Origin of the sequence: Riemerella anatipestifer (assembly GCF_035666175.1) — a bacterium.
GTDB lineage: Bacteria > Bacteroidota > Bacteroidia > Flavobacteriales > Weeksellaceae > Riemerella > Riemerella anatipestifer_D.
Window position 1 is genome coordinate 2,049,725 of record NZ_CP142016.1, and the last position, 21,420, is coordinate 2,071,144.

The following is a 21,420-nucleotide window of genomic DNA, read 5'->3' on the forward strand; positions in this document are numbered from 1 at the left end:
ATGAAAGCATACACTTATATCCACATCCTAAGCCTAGATAGTATTTTTAGGCTACTCACATGGCAAGAGAGACTTCTGTTGCATTATGGCATATCCAAAAGAAAGGAAGTAAAATTCACTCCGAAATTACAGGTCATAAGTGATTGGATAGCCCACGCTAGATGGGAGGCTCCCGTGATGAAGTACGGACAAGACCGCCTCCTTTATTTTGAAAACGAAAACGGTAATCTACAAATGATAGACACCTATATAAAAAATCATAGTTACATCATAGACCAAATAAACGATTTACTAGATGAAGACCTTTAATAATTTCCAATTTGATTTTAGGAAATATCAACAGAAGCAAGATGCTAAAATGGCTTTAAGAAAAGCCAAAGAGTTAGAAGAACAACGCAAAAATAATAAACAATGCAAGAAAGTATAGGAAATGAGTTTTTTCCTCCAAGTGAGGAGGAACTCAAAGAAATCATCGCCGAGCTGAAACGCAGGCTAGAAGATGAAAGCTACGAAGAGGAGTGGGTTAAAATCCACGAGGAACTCCTTTTTAGACAAAGGCAACTAAAAGAAACAATAAAAAATAACGAGATATGAAAGAAAAATTTGCAATTCTACACGATACTGAAAAGCACGGACAAATCCTCATAACAAAGGAATATGATTTAAAAGATAATTTCTATAAGATAACCTATCAATTTGAATTAGAAGGGGTCATGCCAGTATTTAGTCTTAATATAAAATCAAGAAAAAAAGCTAATAAGGTATTCAAAGAATTAGAAAATAAGGAAACTGCTATAAGTGAAATAGATAAAATAATAATAGCAATACAACGAGTAACAGGATAAAAAAGGCAAATACTACCGCCTTTACTTTGAAAAAGAAAGCTAATCATTATTAACCTTAAATATTTAAAACAATGAACAAAGAAATCGTAGAGGTAGCAGAAACCTACCAAAAAATTGACAGGCAAATCGAAGATTTGCAGTCAAAACAAAAACCGCTAAAAAAACAATTAATTGACTATGCGGAAGAACATAAATCAGACTTTGACGAGGCGTTTCAGCTGAAATTCCCCAATGGTACATACATAAGCCAGCGAGTAAGTGATGTAATAGAGGGAACCAAAGAGTCTAAACAGCAATTGCTAGAGGAAACCGCGGGCTTATACGCAGAAATTAAGCTAAATGAAAAAGAGGTATTGGAAGAAGCTCCTCATAATAGCAGGCTGAGAAAATTACTCACAAAGTTAGGCTTAAAAGTGGCACAAAAGGAAACCTTTGCGGTATACGCAGGGTAATTTAACTAACAAAAAATAAAAAAACAATGAATACAAAAGGAAATAAAATGACATCGTATGATGCCAACGAGCAAAACCCATTTGCAAAGCAAGTAAGAAGACAAGTATCAGACTTGATAGATGACTTGGAGATATTAAGAGGTGCTGGAAAAAATAAAAATATAGCCCCCGCAAGCAGCGAAAAACAACGCCTTATTTCTATCGCTCAAACCAAACTGGAGGAAGCATGTATGTTTGCTGTAAAAGCAATTTATGCAGAATAAAAACCATTTTCCGCACTAGAAGGCTTCGGGGTTCAAGCCCCCGAGCGGAACAAAAAAGAAAGTATGGCGAAAAAAATAACAAAAAAAGCTATCAACATCATGAAGATTGATGTTATAAGCCAAAAATTAGAAATTTTGGAGCACAGACTGACTATGAGAATGACGAAAGGAAACAAAGCCTCTATGTTTTTGCATATAAAAAGCTTAAAGGAAAATTTAGAAGAGCTAAAAAATAGGTTATAATATGCTAAACATTTTACTTGGAATAATATCCACCGTGTTTATTTTCAGAGCAATGGCTAATAGAGAAAAATTAGACCGCTGTTATAGAATGGATATAAATATTGAACAAGAGGAATTTTTAGAAATTTTAAACACGATAGTGGCAATTATTTTTGGATTAGCCGCCTTCATAGATTGGAATTATTATTTAAACCAATAAAAAATAAATACTATGGCAACAATAAAGAAACTCCAAACGCTCTTCTCTAAAAAGGGCTTCAACACGGACGAAAGGCACGAGGTCATCTACGAGTTCACGAATGGCAGAACCTCTAGCAGTAGAGAGCTGTCTACTCGGGAATTGGAAGACCTCTGCAATGCCTTAGAGGGCATCAAAAAAAGCAAAACACAGTTAATAAGCACCTGCCTCTCCATTTTGGAAGCAGAGGGCATCCACCGCCCGAATGAACCTCTCCTAGAAATAACGGAAAAAGGAGCAAAGCCCAATCCTTTCGGACATCTGAACCGCTGGATGTTGGAACGAAGTGTTTATAAAAAACCGTTGGCGTTCCACTCCGTATCAGAGCTGGAGGTGCTTCTTCGCCAACTGCACAAGTTGGCAGATAATAATAGAAAAGCCTCCGAAAAATTTGGTAATAAAGCCTATTGGAATAAGGCTGATAAAATTAAAAATTTGAATTAAAATGAAATTAAAGCTAAAGATAGATAGAGAAACTATATTGTTGCTCAACAAAGCTTTTGTTAATCCGTATATTTTAGCTCTAATAGGAGAAACGGCGTTTATAAAAAGAATTGAAAAATCACTAATAATAGAGATTAGAGATATTTTAACAAAAAAGTACTTTACCCAATCTAATACTTCAACGGTAGAGCTGTATAAACACTCTGCCGTAGTGTTCTATGAATTATTAAAAGTCATTTTATCCTCGTCTCAACTTTCTCCCGACCAATTTATAAAAATAGACCAACTTAAAAATGAAGTTCATCAAAAAACACAAGCCTTATGAACCAGTACATTATAATCCACAAAAAAAGCGAAAGAAAAATAACTCTTTCATATGATAGAACTTTCGGTTTGCTAAGGGCAGTTGAACTGTCCGAAGCTCGGTGGACAGAGGTTGATATAAACATAGTTTTGAGGCACGCCAACAAGCTACGCACGGAGGTAGCTTTTATAAAAAAAATGGAAGAGAAAGACCCTGACTTTGATTACCTAGAAATGCCCAAAGACTTAAGGTTTGAGGTTTTCTGGAACCTCTACGGCTACAAAAAGGGCAAAATAGCTACCACCCAAAAAGCGTGGAATGCATTGTCCGAAGCAGACAAAATAGAGGTGCTTCTTTACATTCCAAAATTCAAAGAAACGAAAAAGATAGATAAAACGGCGATGCCGTACCCTTCAACCTTCCTCAACCAAAAATACTGGTTGGCGGATAAAATATAAATAGTTATGGTAAAAATATATAAGCGTTCATATACAGACCCATGGTTTGTGGAAATAGGAATTTCTATAAATGTACCACAAACAAAAATAATAGATTTTTTAGAAAAACGAGGCTATGAAATAAAGCCTTATATCTACAGAGAGCCTGCGGAGCAAGGCTTTTTAATAGATGAACCACCCTTTGAGGAGCAAACCTTAACCGCTACCAAAAAGGGCGAAAAACAAAGCAAAGACAATTTATATTTAAAAATCTTTGAAAAAGAGTTTAAAAAGCATTTAAAAGAATTTTATTAACTAAATATTAAATTATTATGACAAATCCAATTGTGAAATTGGCAGAAACATGCCAAAAAATTTACAGAGAAAACATCATCACACGAGTTGTAAAAAAAGAGGGACTAGACCATTGTCCTACCATTACGGTAGAGATAGAACTCCCCGACGGGAGAGTTTTTAAAGCCTCCGCAGAAAACCAAAAAGCAGCAAAACAAAAAGCTGCTAAAAAAGCCTTAGAAAAATTGAGGTAAAGTAAAAACGCTTGGAAGTTCCAAGCGTTTTTTTTATTTTTGGGCTTAATCATTTATCTAAATTTAATCGTTATGAGAAATCTATTACTATTATTTATTGTTTTGCTTTCTTTTGGTAGTTGTGGTAGAACTGAAACCGTATCAGAGGAAAATTATTATGATATTTACAAAGACAACAAGGGAGGTGTACGGGTTGGAAGTTATTTCGGTAGAGAACTTAAAACAGGGGAAATTGTCGAAGAAAGGTTAAATAATTCTCTTATACATATTTGGGAAGCAACAGACAAAGACTTTGATGTAAATAAAAGCGGTACAGATATAATTTCGGGGTATTTGTATGATAGAAAAAGCGAGAAAAGTTATAAACCTGTTATCTCAACCCTCAATAAGGCTAGCTTTTTTGAAACATTAAAAGAGGGGAAATATTTTCTATACATTAACACGGGTAAAAATGATTACGGATTACCTAATTTTGCTTATTCATATACATATTTTACTGTAACTAAAGGTAAAGATACTTCTCTGAAGAAAATATTTATAAATTCTGATTTAAAATATCAGCCTTGGTAAGGGCTACATATATAGTAAAAACCCCAGCTTGTAATATAGCTGGGGTTTTTGTATTTTTGCGAGTATGAGAGGTTTAGCAAATAAGGGTAGAAATACGGAGCTTATCCGCTATCGCAACGAGAAGTTGGCGGCACGGTTCTACTATTATTCCTATTTGTTAGGGTTAAAATTCTCTCGTTGCTTGGAGCATTTAACGCCCGAGTTTGACCTTTCGGAAAGCCGCATTTGCGACCTTATTTCGGAACATACCGAATACATCAATCGTCTAGAAATGCAAAAGACAACCATTACGGAACTCAAACAAGTTTATCCTTTTATGGTTTGGCAACTTCCTGCTTCCAACCGCAGGAATAACGCAAAGCAACTATCTTTAGACCTTTTCTCAAATTTTGCTCCGTAGCACTTTTAAAAGCAAACGCCTCAAAATGACCGTCCTCATAGCCTTGAAGTTTGTTGTAAATTTTCTCGGTCAAATCCAAATAAGCCATTGCTTGCTCTCTTCTGTTCTCTTCGGTAAGTGAGCTAGTGTCGCCTGCTTTCACAACAAGAGAGAGCGTAAATTCCGCATTGAATTGCTGTAAAACATTGTGAAAGGTATCTGTGCTATTGACACCTATATTGATAAGCACCGCAGGGTATGCCAAAGGTGGTTTTTCTTCCATTATTTGCCCAAAATTTAAATCAATGTATTTGATTTCGGGAATTTCTTTAAGAAGCTCCAAGAGCTTATTGTAAAGTCGTTTCATTTTTTAAATGTTTTTTGAAGTTCTATGCGTACGATATTTTTAATTCTTTGTCTAAGCTCTGCCGAGCTTTCCTCGTCGCCTATAAATTGGCGTTTGGGAATGTTTTGGTGAATGGTTCGGGTGTGCCCTTTTACAGCGATAGGTTCACCTTTCTTACCTCGTCTTAGAAAGGGATTAACTTTTTGTTCTACTGCTCCCGAAAATCCCTCATTATGAGCCTTAGCATAAGGAACATCAGCCCCACCTGCGACTACCCTTACTTTATCTTCCCACACTTGTCCAATCCGAATACTCCGCCTTAGTTTTGCAGTTTTGACAAGTAAAGCTCGCCCTTCTTCGTCTCTTTTTCCCCATTTAGTGGGATTTTTTCGTTTTTGCCACGCCTCGCCATTGTAGCTTTGACGGTCGAAATTATCCTGTGCAAAATGCACCACTTCCTCGCCGATAATCGGTGGAAGTTCTCGCAAGGTTTGAGCTACTCGCCTCTGTAATTGCTCAAAGTATTCTTCAGCGGTCATCTTTTAAAATGGTTTTAAAGTTGTTTTAATTTTTTTTGTATATTTGCATTGTCGGGGCGTAAAACCTCTGACACGCCTTTTATAAGGTCACCGACCATAGTTCTGATTTTAGAATTATGGTCGGTCTTTTTTATATCTATAAATAACTCTGCCCTCTTTTGAAACAATTACAATTTGTTCAGCTAAAAACTTAAAATCTTCTTTGTGTTCTAATTCTTTAAGTTGTTTTATTACTCTTTCTAAATGGACTTTATGATTTAATTTGATAGCAACATTCTTGGCTTGCTCTTGTCCGTGTTTAATCATTGCTCCAATTTTCCCAATTTTCCCAATTTTAAATTTACCCTCGTAACTTTCCATTTCCCAGAAATCATTATTTACATTAAAATCGGGTACTTTTCCGTAGTAAGGGACATCTTCAAAATGAAAATCATAAGCCCAATGCTCAGCTTTTATTTCGGGCAAAACTTTTACTCTTACACCAAAATATTCTTTTAGAGCCTTGGAGGTTATAATTCTATTCTCATACTCACGCTCCACCCTTGGGCGTTCTGTTTCGGAGGTTGTATGTTTTTTTGCCAAAGTAGAAACTTCCACGCCGTCTATTTCTATGTATCTCAAAGCATCAGTTGTCAATTTGGGTGTATTCGCAATATATCTATTTTGTTCTGTGAAAATTTCGCCCGTAGCACCCACATTATTCAAAAAGGCTTTTGGAATATCAATGTAAGGCAATAAACGCTGTGGCGTTGGCTCAGCATTTCTTAGCTTAATCACATCGGTTCGGCAGTTGAAATGATTAGGAGGAAAATATTGCTGTAAAAAAGGGTCGTCCACAGAAACCACAATGCCATGTAACGGGGAGCATATTTCGGAAGTGTGGTCGTCCATAGTTACCATAAATTTCACAAACGGAAAAATGTGTTTATTCCGTTGTATTTCCTGCCATTTACGGCTCATCATTGCTCCTGCTACTATCGTATCGTACTCTGTTTTTAGATAGCGATTAGACATTCCGACTATCATCATCGCCTCTCGCTTAAATTCGTGCCATGGGCGTATGCTTCCGTCGGGACGAAGCAATAAATTATTAAGACGAATGCAGTCGTTGTAATTTTTTGCGACCGAGAATTTCCAAACATTTCGTTTCAGCACCTCTCGAGCGATAAAATCGGGCGTGCCATAGTCTATGCCGTCCAAGATGTAGCCTTTATCTACTGCTGTGGATAGTTCTTTTCCGGTCTTCTTCACTATCGCCGTAGAAAAGCCGTCTTTTGGAGGTGTTTTTTCTTTGTAAATACCTCTAATGGTGTCCAGCCAATCCTTAGCCAACAAATCCGCCCAGTCGGGCTGGTCGTTGTTATGCGACAAATGCACGCAGCAGTTTTGATACTCCAGTTCTAATGCTTCCCAATCCAGCTCCTCGTATAGATAGAAATCTACCGAGGAGCGTGGGCGAAAAAATCTTTCAGCTTTTCAAAAAGGCTTAATTCTTTGGCTTGTACTTTTTTCTTTTTAGGCGTTTTTTCTTTCGGATTTTGGACTTTGTTTTCCTCTTTGGTTTCTTCTGTTTCCTCGCTTTCTTCCACCTCTTCGGTGTTGGGTTCTTGGGCTTCAGCTTGTATCTTCTTACCTCTCGGTAAACCAAATTCTTCATAGAAATAATCATCGTCCACGCCGTCGGTTGTAAGATTGTGTACTTTCTCGGCAAGTTCCATTTTTTCCTTTGCCGTCATTTCCCTTTTTTCCTCTATGAAATTGAAGAAACCGCCCGCCACGGGATAACCTCGTTTTTCAAGTCTTGGTTTTAACTCTTGATTGAGAAATCGCCGAACAAAGATTTTATCGGCTTTTTGTAAATCGTTTTCTGTTTCGCCGTGTACTTTGGCTTGTGCTAACGAAGTACCGTCGGTTGTGGTCATTGTTTGCCCTTGGGTACTGATTAGAATTTGTTTATCCCAATGGTCTAAAAATTCTTTGTGGACGGCTCCGTTGGATTGGCTGGTGTTTATTGTATCAACTTCGGAATTTTTGGACATGGTCATACTTCCTGCGGAGCCTCTTTTTTGGAAGGCTTCTTCCATCTCTCGCTGCCCATTCTCATCATCGGGGTCATACTTCCCGATGAGTTGAGGAATGCCAAACAGCTCGCAAAATTGGGCGTAATCTGCCCCACCGTTTCTCTTAAAAATAGCGTAAGGAGCGGTGCGAGCGAAAATCCCTAAATCTCTATCGTTTCCGACATTCAAGATAAAATCGTCGTTTTCGTATGGAAAGCCCTCATCGCTGGAGGTGTCTTTTAGTATTTTACGATTGAGCGTGTCTAAATGCCTTCGGTCTATGCTTTCAATTTTGAAGCCGTTGGAAAAATCCAACTCAATTACAGACTTTCCGTAAAACTTAGACAATAGTATCTCACGCAGTAAATTTTCAAATTCGGGCGTGTCCATAAAGTCCCACATTTCCTCTACTTCCTTTCCGTCCTTTTGGAAAGTGAGGTTGGCATTGGTAATGGCTCGTAATCGTTTGTCCATCGCCTCATAAAGCACGCCGTCCAGCAATAAGTTATTGTATAATTCAACGAGGCGTTGTCGTTTTCCTCTATACGCTTGCGATATTGCGGAAATCCAGTTTTGTATATCCAGTGGGCTGTGTCGTTCGGGTTTTACAACTAAGACTTGACTAATTTTTAGCCCTTGATTTTGGTTATTCGTTTTTTCATTTTTCATTAGTAGTGGTTTTGTCTTGGTTGGTTTGAGTGATAGCTGAATGCTTTTACTTTGTCTTCGGTTTCTTCCAGTTTTGGGAGGTTGGCGGGCATACCTTTATAGACGGCATTCAGCCAATTAACCGCTTGTTCGTAGCGGAATTTTTTGTCCTGATAATCAACGCTTGGATTTTCAAGACCGATGATTTCCCAGACGGCAATATCCTTAATGATTTTCACTAATAAAGGACTGCGTTCATTGCCCGTTTTAGCGAAAATCTCGTTTACATCATAATCTTTCATTAGTTTAGTAGAGGCAAACTCAATTGCCATATCTATACACGCAAGTGCGATGGTTTCATCGCCTTGGATTATTGCTTTGAGTTCTTCCTCGTGGCAATGCGTCTTTAACTCTTCTATTTCTATGTACATAATGGTAATTTTTGATGTAAATTCTCTATTCTCATTTTACCCGCTTCAAAATATTCCTTGTCAATTTCACAAGCAATCCCCCGCATACCCATATTATGGACTGCTTCCATAGTGGACATTGAACCTGCAAAGAAATCAGCTACCACAATATCCTTTGATTCTTTATCTCTTGGGATAACTAATGCTAATAATCTTTCTAATAATCGCACAGGCTTTTGTGTGGGGTGGATGCTAGTATAGTGGTCTCTACCTTGTTTGATGATGCTTTTTTCGTTCAAACCAAAGTGAATGGATTGAACTGCATTAACCGCTCTATCTCCTGTTTTATTTTTGTTAGCATTGACCCCCCATTTTGTGAAAGTATCACAAACTATCCTATCATTTCTGATAATACTTTTTTCATTTAAGCCTTTGGATATAGATTGTATAACAGTTACGCATCTATTGTGATTTATTGATGAACTGCCAGTAATTCCGTCTCCTGCATTTTTGTTAAAATCATTTCTAACTATATTATCTTCTGTTTGTTCATTATTTTTAAGAAATTCCAGCACGGCATTTAGAGATTTAGTATTTTTAAAAGTATTTTTAAGACGCTTTATATCCGTAATGATGCTATCTATATCATGACCTTTCATTTCTAGGTAAGGCACTTTCACTTTGTTGATACTTCCTTTTCCTTTCGTAAAAATGGAAATGGTTTCGTGGACGCGGCTTAGTCGCATAAGAGGACTCGTAACATACCTTTTATCCCAAATAATTTCTTCTTTGAAATTAAATCCTAAATTTGCTAAAATGGTATTTCAGCGGTAAAAGCTCACGCCACGCCCAAACATCACTATAAACCCATTTTTTGTTAAAAGTCTTTTGCATTCAGAAAAGAATTTTTGCTCATCAAAGGGTCTTTCTAATTTTTGGTTTTTTAAATAGAGATAAGGTGGGTCTATGCAAATAACATCAATGCTTTCATCAGGCATCGTTGCCATTACTTTCAAATTGTCTTCGTTGTGTAATTCAATGTTTTTCATAGTTTTGCGTTTAGGGGTTAGTATCGTTTTTTATTGTTCGGCTTCTCGTACACTTTCGGGCGGTGGTCGCCGTCTATGTTTTTATGGTTAATTATCCAAATCGCACCCTCGCAGGCATCGGGAGCGTCGTCGTGAGCTCTACTCTTTGGCGATAGTGCCAAAAATTGAAAATCGGCTTCTTTCATGTCCTCTCGCCCTTTTAACTCTTCGTTAAAAATCAGCTTGCCGTTTCGGTTGAGTGGCTCGAGGTTGCTTTCTATTCGGTAGAACTTCTCGGGCTTTTTTCGTTCGTCTGCTTTGAGTGGTAGCGTAATATTATAGCGTTTATTCGCCTTTTTTATCTCCCTTTTCAGAGTGTCGTCTATCCAAGGATATTCTATATAATAATAGACTGAAACGCCCGAATTTGCCGTTTTTTTTTCTGTTTCATACAAATGCTCCAGCATCTTTGCGGTGGAGGTTTTTTGGCAAAACATATCTATTATATGATATTCGTTTTTGTATTTTCCAACCAAAGCCGTCGCCTTGTAGTCCCCGTTTTTCTTATAGGAAGGGTCGGTGTAGGAAACAAGAAATTTATACTTTTTAAGCGGTTGAATTTTGCCATATTTCAGCTCCTTGAATACTTTTCCAAGATTGATAGGATTGTTAAAATATTCGCCTTGCACCGCTTGGGCTGAAATCTTAGACAACACACGGTCGATATGTTCCTCGCTGTTTTTCGCTGCCCAAGTAGATTTGCCGTTTTCATCTCTAATATTGATAATATCGGCGTGGTCTGCCATTTCTATGGCTTTTTTGATGCAGCAATAGTCAGCAATGATGTTTCCGTTGAACAATACCGTTAAAGGCTCAGAAACCGAGCGTGTCGCATACAACGCCTTTTCAAACCACGCCCATTTTTTATCTACGGTATCGGGGTTTCGGCAGTCTTCGTCCGTGTCGAAGTCGTCCACGATAATTGCATCGGGGCGTATATCCTCATTTCTCGCTCCACGGGGTGCATTACCCGCACCAACGGCGATGAACATTGCTCCCTTTTTGATTGTGAATTGGTCTTCTCGCCAGTGTCCGTGGTTCTGCTGCACACCATAATCGTGGATAATTCTGCTGTTGTTTTCAAAAGCACTTTTAAAAGGTTTTAAAAGGCGAACGGCAGATTCATTGGTCGCTGATGCGATGATGATAAACTTCTTTTTCCCCGTGAGGGCTAAATAGGTAAACTCCATCATGGCTCTTGCCGACTTGGCAAGTTCCCGCGACCACGCACGCACTTCGTACCACTCCATGTTTTCTGTGATACGCTTGGTACTGGCTTTGTGAAATTCCGCAGGTTCGCATTTGTAATACTTATGGAAATAGTATTTGAACCACTCTTCGGGATTGGCTTCTAAGCGTTTTTTTCGCCTCTCGATGTCGCTGGCGGTTTCGGATAAGTCCACGCTGGCTTTTTGGCGAAGATTGGTATAGTACTGTTGCCAAAATTCTAATGCTTTTCTATCCTCAGGAGTCAATCTTTTGGTCATCAACATAGCGTTAGAGTTTTGATTTTATAAAAGTGTCCGTATAGTCGGCCAACAGCTGGGCATCTTCGAGGTTCTCGGCTCTCACAAAGTCTAAAAACTGAGTGAGGGCATTGATAATCTCGGGGAGTAGTGCCTTTGTTTCTAAATCCTTAATATTTTTAATGAGTTGGTTTCGTATTTGGGCGGTCTTGAAGTCAGCGAAACGAAAGCCCTCGTCTTGCTTTTTTATAAAAGCGTTGAGTTCTGCCAGCTCGTCTTGCATTTGCACGAGTTGCTCTTGTCGGGTAAGTAAAATATTACGCTTTAAGCCCTCCCATTTTTCCGATTTTATCCATTCAGTTAATGTATTAGCCGAAACGCCGACACGCTCGGCGAGGTCTTTTATAGTGATGTTCTTTTCTTGTAGAAACAAGATTTTAGCGTATTCCTTTTTTTGCTCTCTTTCCTTGTTAGAGAGCCTCCCTTTCTTTGCCATAGCTATTAGTTTTATGGCAAAATTCCTCTATTAAAGGTATTTTCTAAAACTGTTGATTTATGATACCCTAATTTTTAGGGTATGATACCCTGAATTTAACAGTACCATAAAACGCCAGCTTTTCAGAGCCTTTTTCTTACTCCAATTTTGCCCCGAAAACCAAAAGAAACAGGCAGATGAAATTCATACTAAATGACGAAACGAAAATCAACTCCAAAGGTTTTAGAGTGCTTAATAGTGGTATCAGCCTATCGAGGTTCTTGGATAACCCTGTGTGCCTAAATAACCACTCGAATAATACCAAAGATGTTCTAGGAACTTGGGGAAATGTAAGCATAGACGGTAATTTTCTAACCGCCTCGCCTGAATTTGACACCGAAGACCCCGACGGAAAAGAGGTTGTGAGGAAAGTAAATGCAGGGAAAATCAAAGCCTGCTCCATAGGCATTTTTATTGAGCCTAACGGTATGGAATTGATTAACGACGAATTAGTCGTTACTAAATGTGAGCTTTTCGAGGCTTCCATTGTGGCAGTTCCTTCCAATGCTAATGCCATCGCCTTGTATAATGAGCATGGCGAAATCTTATCGGATGAAGAAATTACAAGTCTTTGTTTAAGTGCAAAAAATCAACAATCAAAACTAAATACAATGAAACAAGTAATAGCCTATCTGCAATTAGATGCAAATGCAGATGAAACGGCAATCATTGGTGCCGTGAAAGCAATTGAGGCAAAACTAACCGCCTCGAAAAACGAAAACGAAACGCTAAAAGCCGAAAACGAAACGCTAAAAACGGCTGAGCAAAATCGACTAAAAGCCCTTTTAACCGCAGAGGTAGAGCAAGCGGTAAAGGACGGCAGGCTGGACGAGGCAGGCAAAGCTCCGATTCTGGCACTGGCACACGACTCGGCGATGGCTTTACTTAAAGCGTTGCCCAAGAGAAAATCGGTATCAGAACAATTAAAAGGCGATGAGGAAAAACTCGCTGCATTTGACAAAATGAGTTGGGACGAGCTAGACAAAGGCAATCACTTGGCTACACTCAAAGCCCAATATCCCGACTATTTTGAGGAACGAAAAAGAAAACAGTTCCCTAAAAACTAAAAACAATAACCATTAAAACAAATAACCATGGGACTAGAAAAAGAAATTTGGAAAAAGACCATCGAGGAAAAGCTATTGCAAGACAACTCATTCCTCAATCACATCTCCGATGTTTCGGAGGATAATATTGTAAACGGGAAAATAGTACATATACCACAAGCTGGGGAGCCTTCTAAAGTGGTAAAAAATAGAACCATATTTCCTGCCGAAGTAAAGAGGCGAAATGATGGCGAAGTTCTCTACAAAATAGATGAGTACTCTACCGACCCTGTGTATATCTCCAACGCAGAAACAGTGGAATTAAGCTATGATAAAAGGAGGTCAGTCTTAGATAGAGATGTTGAAAACCTCTCAGAAGATGTTGCAGAAGGTATGTTGATGAATATGGTGGTATCCCCTATTGGAGACAATAAAACCCTCCCACAAAAAAATATTTTAGAAACCACAGGTGCAGCGACCTCTGTATTATTAGAGGGAGCGACTGGTAATCGTAAAAAGTGGACAATTTTAGATTTGCAAAAAATGCAAAATCTAATGCGAACACAAAAGGCATGGCAAGAAGGACAAATGTTTGCCTTACTGCCAGCTAATGCCATACTCGACATCTTCCCCGCAGATAGTCCTGTAACCGCTACTTATATGCAGATGGTTACAGAAGAGGAAAGAAGAAATGGTATCATATATAAAGTACAAGGGTTCAATATACTAATTCGCTCATCTGTATTCACAATGACTGAGAGTAAAGAATTTAAAGGGTTTGGCTCTGTGGTAAACAATAGCGATTCTGAAGCCGCTATTTTCTGGAACAAAAACATGGTAGAAAAAGCCTATGGAGATATAGAAACTTTCGACAGAGAGAGAGACCCTCAATATTACGGGGATATTTACTCGTTCCTTGTGAGAATGGGAGGAAGAGCCAAGAGAAAGGATTTTGAAGGCGTTGCGGTACTAAAACAAGCTAACGCTTAATAATAACCAATTGCAGGGATTATTCCCTTAGTCCCTGCATTTAAAAACTAATAACCTATGAGAACTATTAAGTATATCGTTTTGCATTGTACGGCAACTTCTCAAACAACCACCATTGAAAGTATTAAAGGCTTTTGGAGAGAAAAACTTGGGTGGAAAAATGTAGGCTATCACTACATTATTAAACCCGACGGGGAAATCGTCCAGCTTGCGGATTTAAATACCATTACTAATGGGGTAAAAGGGCATAACCGATATAGTGTTCATATTGCATATATCGGTGGCGTGGAAAAAGGAAAGGCGGTTGATAACCGAACCTTGCAACAGAAAGCCTCGCAAGTAAAACTTTTAAGAGAGCTACAAGCGAAATTTCCAACCGCAGAAATTCTCGGACATCGGGATTTATCGCCTGACTTGAATGGTGACGGGATTATCTCCCCTCACGAGTGGACGAAAGAATGCCCCAGTTTTGACACAAGAAAGTGGCTTAAAGAAATCAATTTTTAATTATGAAAACGCACCTACCACAACCTTTTGAACAAGAAGACATAAGGAAAGACCCTAAAGCGGTTGTGATAGGACTTTTAATAGGCTTGCTTCTAATGTTCGGTAGTGTGATAGGTGTATTATTCAATCGGCGAGAAGAGGTAGATGAAAATTGTAAAGACAGGATATTCAAACTATACGACACTATTCTAGTTGAAAGAAATAAACGAATATACTTCTATGAACGGATGATTTTCTACCAAAAAGAAAACAAACGACTGCAAAAACAGGACAGCCTAATAAAAAGCAATACAGAACCGCTAATCAACAAAATTTACAAATATGAAAAGTAAAATTTTTATCATCATTTTATCTCTACTCCTTGGTTTTAGTGTGTTTTTACACATTCAAAGAGAACGGGCAATTGGCAAACAAGAGCAACAAATTTCGGAGCTTATAGAGCATTCGTATAAAAATGAAATTATAAATCATTATTACCGAGATAGCATTAAGCACACGGTATTCAAAGAGAAAGTCGTGGAGACCACGAATGAGAAGCAACTCGCTATCGGCAAAACCTACGCAGATAGCCTAGAGCAAGCACTTAAAATGTCCATCAAAAAGATAGACCAAGTAAGTAAGATAAATGCCGAGCTAATAGCTCGCTTGCAACTGCGTGAGTTTACTCAGCCTAATGGCGATAAGGTATTAACCCATAAAGATAAATACCTCAATCTAAACTATTATCCACAAACGGATAGTATAGATTTCAGATACAATATTAGGCTGAATGAAGCCCGCTACAAAGACCGAAAATGGCTATTCGGGAAAACCAACTACTACATAGATGTTTTTTCTGATGACCCGAGGGTACATATTAACGGACTGAAAAGCTACCGCATTAGGGGACAGCCCTTACCTCGCTGGGGGCTAGGCGTACACGCTGGCTACGGAATATCCATAAACAATGGGATATTCAAGACTACGCCCGTCATAGGGCTAGGTATCAATTATAATTTAATCAACTTTTAAAAAAATAAACATCGTGAGCAAATTAAAATCAATAACAATCGCATCAAGTATTGCCGAATTTGCAAAAGCAGAGGCAGAAAAGATTTTTAAAAATTATCCCGAGTTAGAAGAAGTTTATATTACCTCAGATTTGCAAGGTTTCAAAGAACTTGAAAAGGCGGAAAACCAAGCGACTTACCTAACGGATAAAAAGGTGCATTACTTCCAGCGAAAAGACCTTAGTCAGCCGTCTGAAATTGTAAAAATTGATGTTGAACCGACGGATATTCCAAAAATTTTAGATGAGGAAAATTCGGACGACAACGCACCGCAAGACACGGATTTAGATAATACCAAAGACACGGCAACTAAAACCGAAGAACAGGAAAGAGCCGAGCTAATGGCAAAATATGAAGCCAAGCACGGAAAGAAAGCCCCGCATAATATTGGACTTGAAAAGTTAAGAGCTTCAGTAGAAGACTAATTTAAAAACTATTTAAAAATCATTTAAAACTAATAACATGGCAGAAAAAGCATTATATGGTCTTAAGACTATCAAAATTGGAGATGTAGTAAACGAAAACTACAATGCCACAGGACAATGCTCTCACGGCGTTTAAAACTTATAGAGATAGCTTTGAGATGACGGAAGAAGAAGGCTCTTTGTCTGAAGAATTTTGCGACCAAAGCGATGAACCTATAGTTATATTTCAGGAAAAAGGAAAGCGAGATATAAAAGTAAGTACCTACAATTATACGGCTGAATTTATCAAATCTGTAAAGGGCGGTACAGTATTATCAGGCGAATGGAAAGAGGGCGACAATACCGCAATTTTCAAAGCATTACAAATCGAAGCAGACACGGGACATCTCATCAAATGCCCTAAGACACAGGTTTTTGCACGACTAAACTTAAAACTAAAGAAAAAAGAAGTCGCATTACTTGAAATTACCTTTAAACCATTAGCAAAAATTTCAATCAAACAACCTGCATAATGGAGCAATTCACAGAAATTAAAGCAGCTAAACTATTATTGAAAAGGGGCGTGGAGTTAATGCTCCCTGCTCCTTTTTTTCTCAGGCTGTTTGGCAAAAAGCAAATCAAACTAACGCTAAAAACGCCCACTTTGCAAAGTCAGTTGGCTATATCAGAAGCGTTTTTGCAAACAGGTATTTTCCTCAAAGAAGACGAAATTTCTATGCAAAAAGCGTTGGAAATTCTATCCAATCACGGCGTACGCATCACGGAAATCGTGGCAATGGCTATCCGAAACGAAACCAAAATAAACTGGAAAGTTCGCTGGCTGGCTAAGCGATTAAGAAAAAACATAAACACAGAGGAAATGTCCTATTTATTTAGTCTTTTGGTGGCATTTAGCGGTGTGCAGGATTTTACAAATACTATCAGGTTGATACAGGAGACGAGGATAACGAAACCCATGAACCTGAGTCCGACGGAGAAAACGAGTTAAAAAGCGATAGCTTTCATAGCGTTTTTGGGTTTGTAGGCTATTGTTGCCACAAACTACACATGAGTAAAAAGGAAGTCCTGCAAAGCACTTTTGCCGAATTAAATATGATGCTGACTGATGCTCCAAAGGTTCAATATAAGAAAAAAGAACCTAAAAGGCTAAAAAACATTAACGAGTTAGCCGAGTGGCTGGGAGCGGAAGAAATAGAAACAGAATAACGATGAGTGATTTAGAGCCTATAAAATTAGATTTTACCGTGAATAATAGCGTCGTCTTTGAAGAATTTGCAAAGATGGTTAAGGCTGCACAGGAGCAAACTAAAAGTGTGGATAATGCTCAGTCAAAATTTAAAGAGTATATCAACACGCAATTGTCGGCATCGGGAGCTTTGTCTCAATCTGCCCAATTGACCGATGCTCAAACCAAAGCCCTCCAACGCCACGCTGAAACGATAGATTATTTGAAAGGTCAAATCGCTAATACTTTTGACCCTACGCAGTTAGGTGTGTATAATTATCAACTAAGCCAAGCCCAACAGGCTATTAATTCTATATTAGAATCGGCAAATAATAAAGCGGCGTTGATAGACACTGCCGAAATGGAAAAAGCGAACCAAAAACTCCAAGAGGCTGAGCGATTATTAGACCAAATTTCGGATAAAACATTCACACCCCCGTTTGCTTCTCCCGAAGAGTTGGAAGTGCTTAGCACGGAAATCAACAACGCTAACGACGAGTTGGAACAATTGGGCATTGTGATAGATTTTATCTCGGCGAAAATGGGAACCATGGACAGTGGTTCTCAGGCGTTCAAAGATTTAGAGAAAGACATTGCAACAGCAAACCAAATGCTTGGAAGACTGCCTCAATCGTACGACACGGCAGGCAATAGCATTGACCAAATGACCGATGTTCTCAAAGAGTTTCAAAATCAACTCAACGCTGAAACTGACCCCGAAAAAATAAAGATTCTCAATCAAAATATAGAGAATTTAGAAAACAGTATCAAAAAGCTGAAAAATGCAGGAAAAGAGGGTTTTGATGACTTTGGGAATAAGCTGGAAGAAAACAGAGAAAAGGCGGTCAGTCTCCAAACGGAACTGGAGAATTTAGTGCAATCTATGGCACGCCTCCGTATGGCAGGAAAGCAAAAATCCGACGAATATGAGGCATTGAAAAGTAGAGCCATAGAAGCAAGAGCAGCTATTGCCTCTACAAACCAAGAAATCAACGCCTCGGCATCTTCAACAAGTGGTTTAGACACTTTGATAAGAGCAACCTCTGCTGTAGCTTCGGGGTATTCTTTAGCTCAAAGTACAGCCGCCTTATTTGGTGCAGAAAACGAAGAAGTAGAGCAAAGTATTATGAAAATTACCGCTGCAATGTCTGCTCTTCAGTCATTACAGCAGATACAAGCAGAACTAAAAAAGTCTGATAGTCTTGCTACTATAGCACAGACGAAAGCTCAAGGTTTATACACGGCGGTAGTCGGGAGCAGTACAGGTGCTTTGAAAATTTTTCGTATTGCTTTAGCGAGTACAGGGATAGGTTTAATAATCATTCTCCTAGCTTCGCTGGTTGCAAATTGGGATAAAGTCACAGCAAGTATTAAAAAATCGTTTCCTGCCCTTAATAGCTTCGGGGATAAACTGGATAATATGAAAGCCTATGTTATGGGCTTTCTCAATGCCTTTTTGTCTCTGTCAAAAACGGTGCTAGATACTCTTTTAAAAATTAAAAATGTCGGTTTTAAAGGAGCTTTAAACAATCTTAAAAATGCAAAATCGGAAGCAGAAAAAGCATTTGAGAATGGCAAACAGAATAGCTTAAACGCATCGGCACAAGACAAGAAAAATGCTCAGCTTGAAAAAAGTTTAGAAATATACGATAAGGAAACCGAAAGACTAGAACACTTAACAGGTAAAAAACAGTATGATAGAAGAGAAAAATCTATCAAAGCTCAACTAAGACTTGTTGATAAAGGTTCTAAGGAAGAGGCAGAACTTATCCATAAAAAAAATCTGTTGCTGGCAGATAAGGAAAAAGAACGAAACGACGAGGCTAAAAAACAAGCGGACAAAAGACAGAAAGAGGCAGAAAAAGCAGCTAAAAAAGCCGAGCAATTGGCAAGACAAGAAGCCGAAGCGAGAAAATCGGCGTTAAATAGTATTGCCCAAGCTGAACGGGAATATCAAAAGTCCCGTATGATAGCTACGGATAAAGAAATCGCCGATATACAAGATAAATACGCCAAACTTCGAGCCGAAGCCCAAAAAGCAAAACTTGGGGCAATGGATATGATGCGTATTGATAACCTAGAAAAAGCAGAAACCAAAAGCGTAACCGAGAAACATGCCAATGAGCAATTTTTCAAAGAACTAGAAGAGCAAAAAGAATTGTTCGCAGCTTATGAGGTATTTAAAACCAAAGTAGGCAAAGAAGAGGCAGACAAACGCTATCAAAATGAATTGTTGGCGTTCGAGAATTACGGTGCTTTGCTAGATGCGGAAATGGAAAAAATAAAAGCATTAGGCGATGCTTTGACGCCTGAACAATTCCAAAAGTTAGAAAAGCTACAAAGTGAAAAGAAATCGTACGACAAAGACAAAAACAAAGAAGCGGAGCAAAAGTACGCAGAGGCTTACAATTCCCTATTGTCGTTTGATGACAAACGCCGAGCGATAGATAAGAAATATCAACAAGATAAGGTTCTATTGACCCAAATTACAGATGAGAAAGTAAGACAGGCTAAGTTAGCAGAGCTGGAGTTTCAGAAAAAGGCTGCATTAGATGCTGTGAATACAGAGGCGTACGATAGAGAAACTATCATGCAACGCCTCTCTGAAAATCTGATGGGCATTACTAGAAGAGAGCTAAACAGTAGAATAGCCTCGCTAGAGGAATATTTGGAGAAAGCAGGAGACCATTTAGACGAAACCCAAAAAGAGTTTGTGCAAAACGAACTTAAAAAAGCTAAAGCGGTAAGAGCGACCACCGATGTCGGCGTAGAGGAAAAAGTACTGTTGCAAGAAAAAGAAGCGATACTCAAACGCATTACTGATTTACAATCTAAAGGCATTACCAATGTATCCGATGAGCTGAAACAACTCGAAGAGGTCAATATGAAATTAAAGGATATTCTCGCTAAGAAATTTGCGAAAGTATCCGAGGTTGCAGGGCAGTTAGGTGGAGCTTTTTCAGAGCTAGGTGGAGCATTGAAAGAATATGATGAGGGACTTGGCGACACGGTAGAAACCATGGGAGAACTCCTTAATGTAGCGAGTGATGTTGCGGGAGCATTGGCGGACTTTGCTTCGGGACCCCAAGGGATTGTTAGTGGTATTATGAAAACCATCAAAGCCATTACCTCTATATTTTCTATTGGTGCAAAAGCACGAGAGAGTGAAAGAAAAGCCCAAGAGCAAATTAAAAAATATCATGATGAGATTTTTCAGTCGCAACTGAATTATAATTCTGAATTAAGAAAACGGGTTGCCGAAGAGGTAAAGCTGAACGACCTATACAAATCCCGAGTTACAAATATCCGAGAGGAGTTGGAAGCCAATCGAAAAAATGCGGAGAGTATAAAAAAAGACCAAGAAGCGGTTTTTAAAAGGCTTTTGAATGCCAGAACGGTTACAGGTATGCACACGGAAAAATACGGTGGTTTTCTAGGTATTGGTAGAAAAACTAGAGCCGTAGAAGAAACTAGCAGTGTTGCAAAACTGCTAGGGATAGGAAAATGGGTAGAAAAAGAAATTGTCAAAATAGCAGGTTGGTCTTTAAAAATAAAAGTGTTTGAACCTGGAGAAGTTGAACTTACAGATAAAATATTTAAGGATTTAGAAAAACTCAATGCCGAAAAACCGCTCACAGGTGATGCCAAAACAGCCTACGAGCAATTAAAAAAATTGCGAGATGAGTACGGTTCAATTGAGGCAGCCGATAGAGAATTAAAAAAACAACTCCGAGAAGCTATAACAGGTACTACTGCAGACAGCCTAGCCGATAGTATCAAACAGGGCATAGCTTCGGGAAAAAAGTCTTTTGCAGATTTTGCGGACGATATTGAGGGCTTTTTACGAAATGCCGTTTTAGCAGGTTTAGAAACCGATGTGTTTAGAAAGAAAACACAGGAGCTACACGAAGTAATGGAAGAAATGTTACAAGATGGCGTAATTACATCGGAAGAAAGAGAGCGATTTAATCAGCTTTATATGGCAATGGTTGAAGAGCAAAGGCAAAAAGTAGAAATACTTAACCAAGCAGGTATTGGTGTTATTAAAGACCAAGAGCGTCTAAATTCTTTACAAGGAGCCATAAAAGGGGCTTCACAGGAAAGTATAGATATTCTTTCGGGGCATTTCGCAGGCGTAAGGCTTCATGTGATAGAAATAGTTAAAATGATGAAATCTAACGGTACCAGCGGACTGGAAAAGCTATCAAAGCTGATAGAAATACAAATGAATATTGAAAGAAACACCCGAAAAACAGCAGAAAATACGGAAAAGCTGCACGATATAGATGAGGGTATTTCTAAGGTAGAAAAAGCAATCAAAGGCAACGGCAACGATGCTAAAGGTTTAGGGTTTTAAAATAGT

At 38.6% G+C, this 21,420-nt stretch carries 33 protein-coding genes; 24 read left to right on the top strand and 9 right to left on the bottom strand.

The features are described 5' to 3' along the window. From VIX88_RS10310 to VIX88_RS10375, 14 genes are all read left to right on the top strand, one after another. Entirely contained in the window at positions 1-309 is a 309-nt protein-coding gene (locus VIX88_RS10310) for a hypothetical protein (protein WP_064969403.1), read from the top strand. Continuing rightward, positions 296-427 carry a hypothetical protein gene (locus VIX88_RS10315; RefSeq protein WP_260377667.1) on the top strand — a complete coding sequence of 44 codons (132 nt, stop codon included), beginning with the start codon at positions 296-298 and terminating at the stop codon, positions 425-427. The genes VIX88_RS10310 and VIX88_RS10315 overlap by 14 nt, the downstream gene beginning before the upstream one ends. After that, positions 412-594, top strand: a complete 183-nt coding sequence (locus VIX88_RS10320) for a hypothetical protein (protein WP_064969404.1) — start codon at positions 412-414, stop codon at positions 592-594. The genes VIX88_RS10315 and VIX88_RS10320 overlap by 16 nt, the downstream gene beginning before the upstream one ends. Next, positions 591-845, top strand: a complete 255-nt coding sequence (locus VIX88_RS10325) for a hypothetical protein (protein ID WP_064969405.1) — start codon at positions 591-593, stop codon at positions 843-845. Before VIX88_RS10320 ends, VIX88_RS10325 begins: the two co-directional genes overlap by 4 nt. A 71-nt stretch (positions 846-916) precedes the next feature. Continuing rightward, positions 917-1,297 (top strand): host-nuclease inhibitor Gam family protein, encoded by a 381-nt coding sequence (locus tag VIX88_RS10330; RefSeq protein WP_214193854.1) that lies wholly within the window; start codon positions 917-919, stop codon positions 1,295-1,297. Positions 1,298-1,323: 26 nt separating this feature from the next. Beyond that, on the top strand, positions 1,324-1,560 hold the full coding sequence (locus tag VIX88_RS10335) for a DUF7681 family protein (RefSeq protein ID WP_064969407.1): 237 nt from the start codon (positions 1,324-1,326) through the stop codon (positions 1,558-1,560). Between the two features lie 63 nt (positions 1,561-1,623). Continuing rightward, positions 1,624-1,803: a hypothetical protein gene (locus VIX88_RS10340; protein WP_064969408.1), complete on the top strand. Its 180-nt coding sequence runs from the start codon at positions 1,624-1,626 to the stop codon at positions 1,801-1,803. Between the two features lies 1 nt (position 1,804). After that, on the top strand, positions 1,805-2,002 hold the full coding sequence (locus VIX88_RS10345) for a hypothetical protein (RefSeq protein WP_064969409.1): 198 nt from the start codon (positions 1,805-1,807) through the stop codon (positions 2,000-2,002). 12 nt (positions 2,003-2,014) lie between these two features. Then, on the top strand, positions 2,015-2,485 hold the full coding sequence (locus VIX88_RS10350; RefSeq protein WP_064969410.1) for a hypothetical protein: 471 nt from the start codon (positions 2,015-2,017) through the stop codon (positions 2,483-2,485). Position 2,486: 1 nt separating this feature from the next. Continuing rightward, a complete protein-coding gene (locus VIX88_RS10355) occupies positions 2,487-2,810 on the top strand; it encodes a hypothetical protein (RefSeq protein ID WP_064969411.1) in 324 nt (107 codons plus the stop codon). Next, positions 2,807-3,247: a hypothetical protein gene (locus VIX88_RS10360; protein WP_064969412.1), complete on the top strand. Its 441-nt coding sequence runs from the start codon at positions 2,807-2,809 to the stop codon at positions 3,245-3,247. Before VIX88_RS10355 ends, VIX88_RS10360 begins: the two co-directional genes overlap by 4 nt. Positions 3,248-3,253: 6 nt before the next feature. After that, the gene (locus VIX88_RS10365; RefSeq protein ID WP_064969413.1) at positions 3,254-3,541 is read left to right on the top strand and encodes a hypothetical protein; all 288 of its coding nucleotides are present in this window, start codon (positions 3,254-3,256) and stop codon (positions 3,539-3,541) included. A gap of 17 nt (positions 3,542-3,558) precedes the next feature. Continuing rightward, complete coding sequence (locus tag VIX88_RS10370) at positions 3,559-3,774, top strand: putative dsRNA-binding protein (RefSeq protein WP_041320996.1); 216 nt, start codon at positions 3,559-3,561, stop codon at positions 3,772-3,774. Positions 3,775-3,846: 72 nt separating this feature from the next. Then, positions 3,847-4,344 (top strand): hypothetical protein, encoded by a 498-nt coding sequence (locus VIX88_RS10375; RefSeq protein WP_015345322.1) that lies wholly within the window; start codon positions 3,847-3,849, stop codon positions 4,342-4,344. A 314-nt stretch (positions 4,345-4,658) separates the two neighbouring features. On the opposite strand, the gene VIX88_RS10380 is transcribed toward VIX88_RS10375, so the two are convergent. The 9 genes from VIX88_RS10380 to VIX88_RS10420 all read right to left on the bottom strand — a co-directional run bounded on the left by VIX88_RS10380 (position 4,659) and on the right by VIX88_RS10420 (position 11,776). After that, positions 4,659-5,090: a hypothetical protein gene (locus VIX88_RS10380; protein ID WP_064969414.1), complete on the bottom strand. Its 432-nt coding sequence runs from the start codon at positions 5,088-5,090 to the stop codon at positions 4,659-4,661. Next, positions 5,087-5,608, bottom strand: a complete 522-nt coding sequence (locus VIX88_RS10385; RefSeq protein ID WP_064969415.1) for a phage virion morphogenesis protein — start codon at positions 5,606-5,608, stop codon at positions 5,087-5,089. Before VIX88_RS10385 ends, VIX88_RS10380 begins: the two co-directional genes overlap by 4 nt. A 114-nt stretch (positions 5,609-5,722) precedes the next feature. After that, a complete protein-coding gene (locus tag VIX88_RS10390; RefSeq protein ID WP_222535159.1) occupies positions 5,723-6,979 on the bottom strand; it encodes a minor capsid protein in 1,257 nt (418 codons plus the stop codon). A gap of 68 nt (positions 6,980-7,047) precedes the next feature. Then, complete coding sequence (locus VIX88_RS10395; RefSeq protein WP_064969417.1) at positions 7,048-8,337, bottom strand: phage portal protein family protein; 1,290 nt, start codon at positions 8,335-8,337, stop codon at positions 7,048-7,050. Further along, entirely contained in the window at positions 8,337-8,747 is a 411-nt protein-coding gene (locus tag VIX88_RS10400) for a phage protein Gp36 family protein (protein WP_064969418.1), read from the bottom strand. Before VIX88_RS10400 ends, VIX88_RS10395 begins: the two co-directional genes overlap by 1 nt. After that, a complete protein-coding gene (locus VIX88_RS10405) occupies positions 8,738-9,544 on the bottom strand; it encodes a DNA methyltransferase (RefSeq protein WP_214194217.1) in 807 nt (268 codons plus the stop codon). The genes VIX88_RS10400 and VIX88_RS10405 overlap by 10 nt, the downstream gene beginning before the upstream one ends. Positions 9,545-9,550: 6 nt before the next feature. Then, the gene (locus VIX88_RS10410; protein ID WP_214193855.1) at positions 9,551-9,775 is read right to left on the bottom strand and encodes a hypothetical protein; all 225 of its coding nucleotides are present in this window, start codon (positions 9,773-9,775) and stop codon (positions 9,551-9,553) included. A gap of 17 nt (positions 9,776-9,792) precedes the next feature. Next, positions 9,793-11,307, bottom strand: a complete 1,515-nt coding sequence (locus VIX88_RS10415; protein WP_064969420.1) for a hypothetical protein — start codon at positions 11,305-11,307, stop codon at positions 9,793-9,795. Between the two features lie 4 nt (positions 11,308-11,311). Beyond that, a complete protein-coding gene (locus VIX88_RS10420; protein WP_079206213.1) occupies positions 11,312-11,776 on the bottom strand; it encodes a transposase in 465 nt (154 codons plus the stop codon). A 176-nt stretch (positions 11,777-11,952) separates the two neighbouring features. On the opposite strand from VIX88_RS10420, the gene VIX88_RS10425 reads away from it, so the two are divergent. The 10 genes from VIX88_RS10425 to VIX88_RS10470 all read left to right on the top strand — a co-directional run bounded on the left by VIX88_RS10425 (position 11,953) and on the right by VIX88_RS10470 (position 21,414). Beyond that, positions 11,953-12,882 (top strand): HK97 family phage prohead protease, encoded by a 930-nt coding sequence (locus tag VIX88_RS10425; RefSeq protein WP_064969422.1) that lies wholly within the window; start codon positions 11,953-11,955, stop codon positions 12,880-12,882. Positions 12,883-12,909: 27 nt separating this feature from the next. After that, positions 12,910-13,851 carry a hypothetical protein gene (locus tag VIX88_RS10430; protein ID WP_064969423.1) on the top strand — a complete coding sequence of 314 codons (942 nt, stop codon included), beginning with the start codon at positions 12,910-12,912 and terminating at the stop codon, positions 13,849-13,851. A gap of 57 nt (positions 13,852-13,908) precedes the next feature. Next, entirely contained in the window at positions 13,909-14,358 is a 450-nt protein-coding gene (locus VIX88_RS10435) for an N-acetylmuramoyl-L-alanine amidase (protein WP_064969424.1), read from the top strand. Positions 14,359-14,360: 2 nt separating this feature from the next. Continuing rightward, complete coding sequence (locus tag VIX88_RS10440) at positions 14,361-14,690, top strand: hypothetical protein (RefSeq protein ID WP_049589140.1); 330 nt, start codon at positions 14,361-14,363, stop codon at positions 14,688-14,690. Next, entirely contained in the window at positions 14,680-15,369 is a 690-nt protein-coding gene (locus tag VIX88_RS10445) for a DUF6808 domain-containing protein (protein ID WP_064969425.1), read from the top strand. Before VIX88_RS10440 ends, VIX88_RS10445 begins: the two co-directional genes overlap by 11 nt. Before the next feature lie 13 nt (positions 15,370-15,382). Then, on the top strand, positions 15,383-15,832 hold the full coding sequence (locus VIX88_RS10450; protein WP_064968226.1) for a hypothetical protein: 450 nt from the start codon (positions 15,383-15,385) through the stop codon (positions 15,830-15,832). 104 nt (positions 15,833-15,936) lie between these two features. After that, positions 15,937-16,344 (top strand): hypothetical protein, encoded by a 408-nt coding sequence (locus VIX88_RS10455; protein ID WP_237190299.1) that lies wholly within the window; start codon positions 15,937-15,939, stop codon positions 16,342-16,344. Next, complete coding sequence (locus VIX88_RS10460; protein ID WP_064969427.1) at positions 16,344-16,820, top strand: hypothetical protein; 477 nt, start codon at positions 16,344-16,346, stop codon at positions 16,818-16,820. Before VIX88_RS10455 ends, VIX88_RS10460 begins: the two co-directional genes overlap by 1 nt. Positions 16,821-16,879: 59 nt before the next feature. Beyond that, on the top strand, positions 16,880-17,038 hold the full coding sequence (locus tag VIX88_RS10465; RefSeq protein ID WP_153937581.1) for a hypothetical protein: 159 nt from the start codon (positions 16,880-16,882) through the stop codon (positions 17,036-17,038). 2 nt (positions 17,039-17,040) lie between these two features. Next, positions 17,041-21,414: a hypothetical protein gene (locus VIX88_RS10470; protein WP_237190301.1), complete on the top strand. Its 4,374-nt coding sequence runs from the start codon at positions 17,041-17,043 to the stop codon at positions 21,412-21,414. Positions 21,415-21,420: the final 6 nt, after the last annotated feature.

Excerpts from the sequence above, each read along its gene's own strand:
- VIX88_RS10380 (WP_064969414.1), bottom strand. The coding sequence starts at position 5,090 with ATGAAACGACTTTACAATAAGCTCTTGGAGCTTCTTAAAGAAATTCCC.
- VIX88_RS10325 (WP_064969405.1), top strand. The coding sequence starts at position 591 with ATGAAAGAAAAATTTGCAATTCTACACGATACTGAAAAGCACGGACAA.
- VIX88_RS10320 (WP_064969404.1), top strand. The coding sequence starts at position 412 with ATGCAAGAAAGTATAGGAAATGAGTTTTTTCCTCCAAGTGAGGAGGAA.
- VIX88_RS10360 (WP_064969412.1), top strand. The coding sequence starts at position 2,807 with ATGAACCAGTACATTATAATCCACAAAAAAAGCGAAAGAAAAATAACT.
- VIX88_RS10315 (WP_260377667.1), top strand. The coding sequence starts at position 296 with ATGAAGACCTTTAATAATTTCCAATTTGATTTTAGGAAATATCAACAG.
- VIX88_RS10430 (WP_064969423.1), top strand. The coding sequence starts at position 12,910 with ATGGGACTAGAAAAAGAAATTTGGAAAAAGACCATCGAGGAAAAGCTA.
- VIX88_RS10395 (WP_064969417.1), bottom strand. The coding sequence starts at position 8,337 with ATGAAAAATGAAAAAACGAATAACCAAAATCAAGGGCTAAAAATTAGT.
- VIX88_RS10425 (WP_064969422.1), top strand. The coding sequence starts at position 11,953 with ATGAAATTCATACTAAATGACGAAACGAAAATCAACTCCAAAGGTTTT.
- VIX88_RS10470 (WP_237190301.1), top strand. The coding sequence starts at position 17,041 with ATGAGTGATTTAGAGCCTATAAAATTAGATTTTACCGTGAATAATAGC.
- VIX88_RS10370 (WP_041320996.1), top strand. The coding sequence starts at position 3,559 with ATGACAAATCCAATTGTGAAATTGGCAGAAACATGCCAAAAAATTTAC.
- VIX88_RS10375 (WP_015345322.1), top strand. The coding sequence starts at position 3,847 with ATGAGAAATCTATTACTATTATTTATTGTTTTGCTTTCTTTTGGTAGT.
- VIX88_RS10445 (WP_064969425.1), top strand. The coding sequence starts at position 14,680 with ATGAAAAGTAAAATTTTTATCATCATTTTATCTCTACTCCTTGGTTTT.
- VIX88_RS10420 (WP_079206213.1), bottom strand. The coding sequence starts at position 11,776 with ATGGCAAAGAAAGGGAGGCTCTCTAACAAGGAAAGAGAGCAAAAAAAG.
- VIX88_RS10340 (WP_064969408.1), top strand. The coding sequence starts at position 1,624 with ATGGCGAAAAAAATAACAAAAAAAGCTATCAACATCATGAAGATTGAT.
- VIX88_RS10400 (WP_064969418.1), bottom strand. The coding sequence starts at position 8,747 with ATGTACATAGAAATAGAAGAGTTAAAGACGCATTGCCACGAGGAAGAA.
- VIX88_RS10415 (WP_064969420.1), bottom strand. The coding sequence starts at position 11,307 with ATGTTGATGACCAAAAGATTGACTCCTGAGGATAGAAAAGCATTAGAA.
- VIX88_RS10385 (WP_064969415.1), bottom strand. The coding sequence starts at position 5,608 with ATGACCGCTGAAGAATACTTTGAGCAATTACAGAGGCGAGTAGCTCAA.
- VIX88_RS10435 (WP_064969424.1), top strand. The coding sequence starts at position 13,909 with ATGAGAACTATTAAGTATATCGTTTTGCATTGTACGGCAACTTCTCAA.
- VIX88_RS10455 (WP_237190299.1), top strand. The coding sequence starts at position 15,937 with ATGCCACAGGACAATGCTCTCACGGCGTTTAAAACTTATAGAGATAGC.
- VIX88_RS10335 (WP_064969407.1), top strand. The coding sequence starts at position 1,324 with ATGAATACAAAAGGAAATAAAATGACATCGTATGATGCCAACGAGCAA.
- VIX88_RS10365 (WP_064969413.1), top strand. The coding sequence starts at position 3,254 with ATGGTAAAAATATATAAGCGTTCATATACAGACCCATGGTTTGTGGAA.
- VIX88_RS10345 (WP_064969409.1), top strand. The coding sequence starts at position 1,805 with ATGCTAAACATTTTACTTGGAATAATATCCACCGTGTTTATTTTCAGA.
- VIX88_RS10355 (WP_064969411.1), top strand. The coding sequence starts at position 2,487 with ATGAAATTAAAGCTAAAGATAGATAGAGAAACTATATTGTTGCTCAAC.
- VIX88_RS10310 (WP_064969403.1), top strand. The coding sequence starts at position 1 with ATGAAAGCATACACTTATATCCACATCCTAAGCCTAGATAGTATTTTT.
- VIX88_RS10440 (WP_049589140.1), top strand. The coding sequence starts at position 14,361 with ATGAAAACGCACCTACCACAACCTTTTGAACAAGAAGACATAAGGAAA.
- VIX88_RS10350 (WP_064969410.1), top strand. The coding sequence starts at position 2,015 with ATGGCAACAATAAAGAAACTCCAAACGCTCTTCTCTAAAAAGGGCTTC.
- VIX88_RS10330 (WP_214193854.1), top strand. The coding sequence starts at position 917 with ATGAACAAAGAAATCGTAGAGGTAGCAGAAACCTACCAAAAAATTGAC.
- VIX88_RS10465 (WP_153937581.1), top strand. The coding sequence starts at position 16,880 with ATGAGTAAAAAGGAAGTCCTGCAAAGCACTTTTGCCGAATTAAATATG.
- VIX88_RS10460 (WP_064969427.1), top strand. The coding sequence starts at position 16,344 with ATGGAGCAATTCACAGAAATTAAAGCAGCTAAACTATTATTGAAAAGG.
- VIX88_RS10410 (WP_214193855.1), bottom strand. The coding sequence starts at position 9,775 with ATGAAAAACATTGAATTACACAACGAAGACAATTTGAAAGTAATGGCA.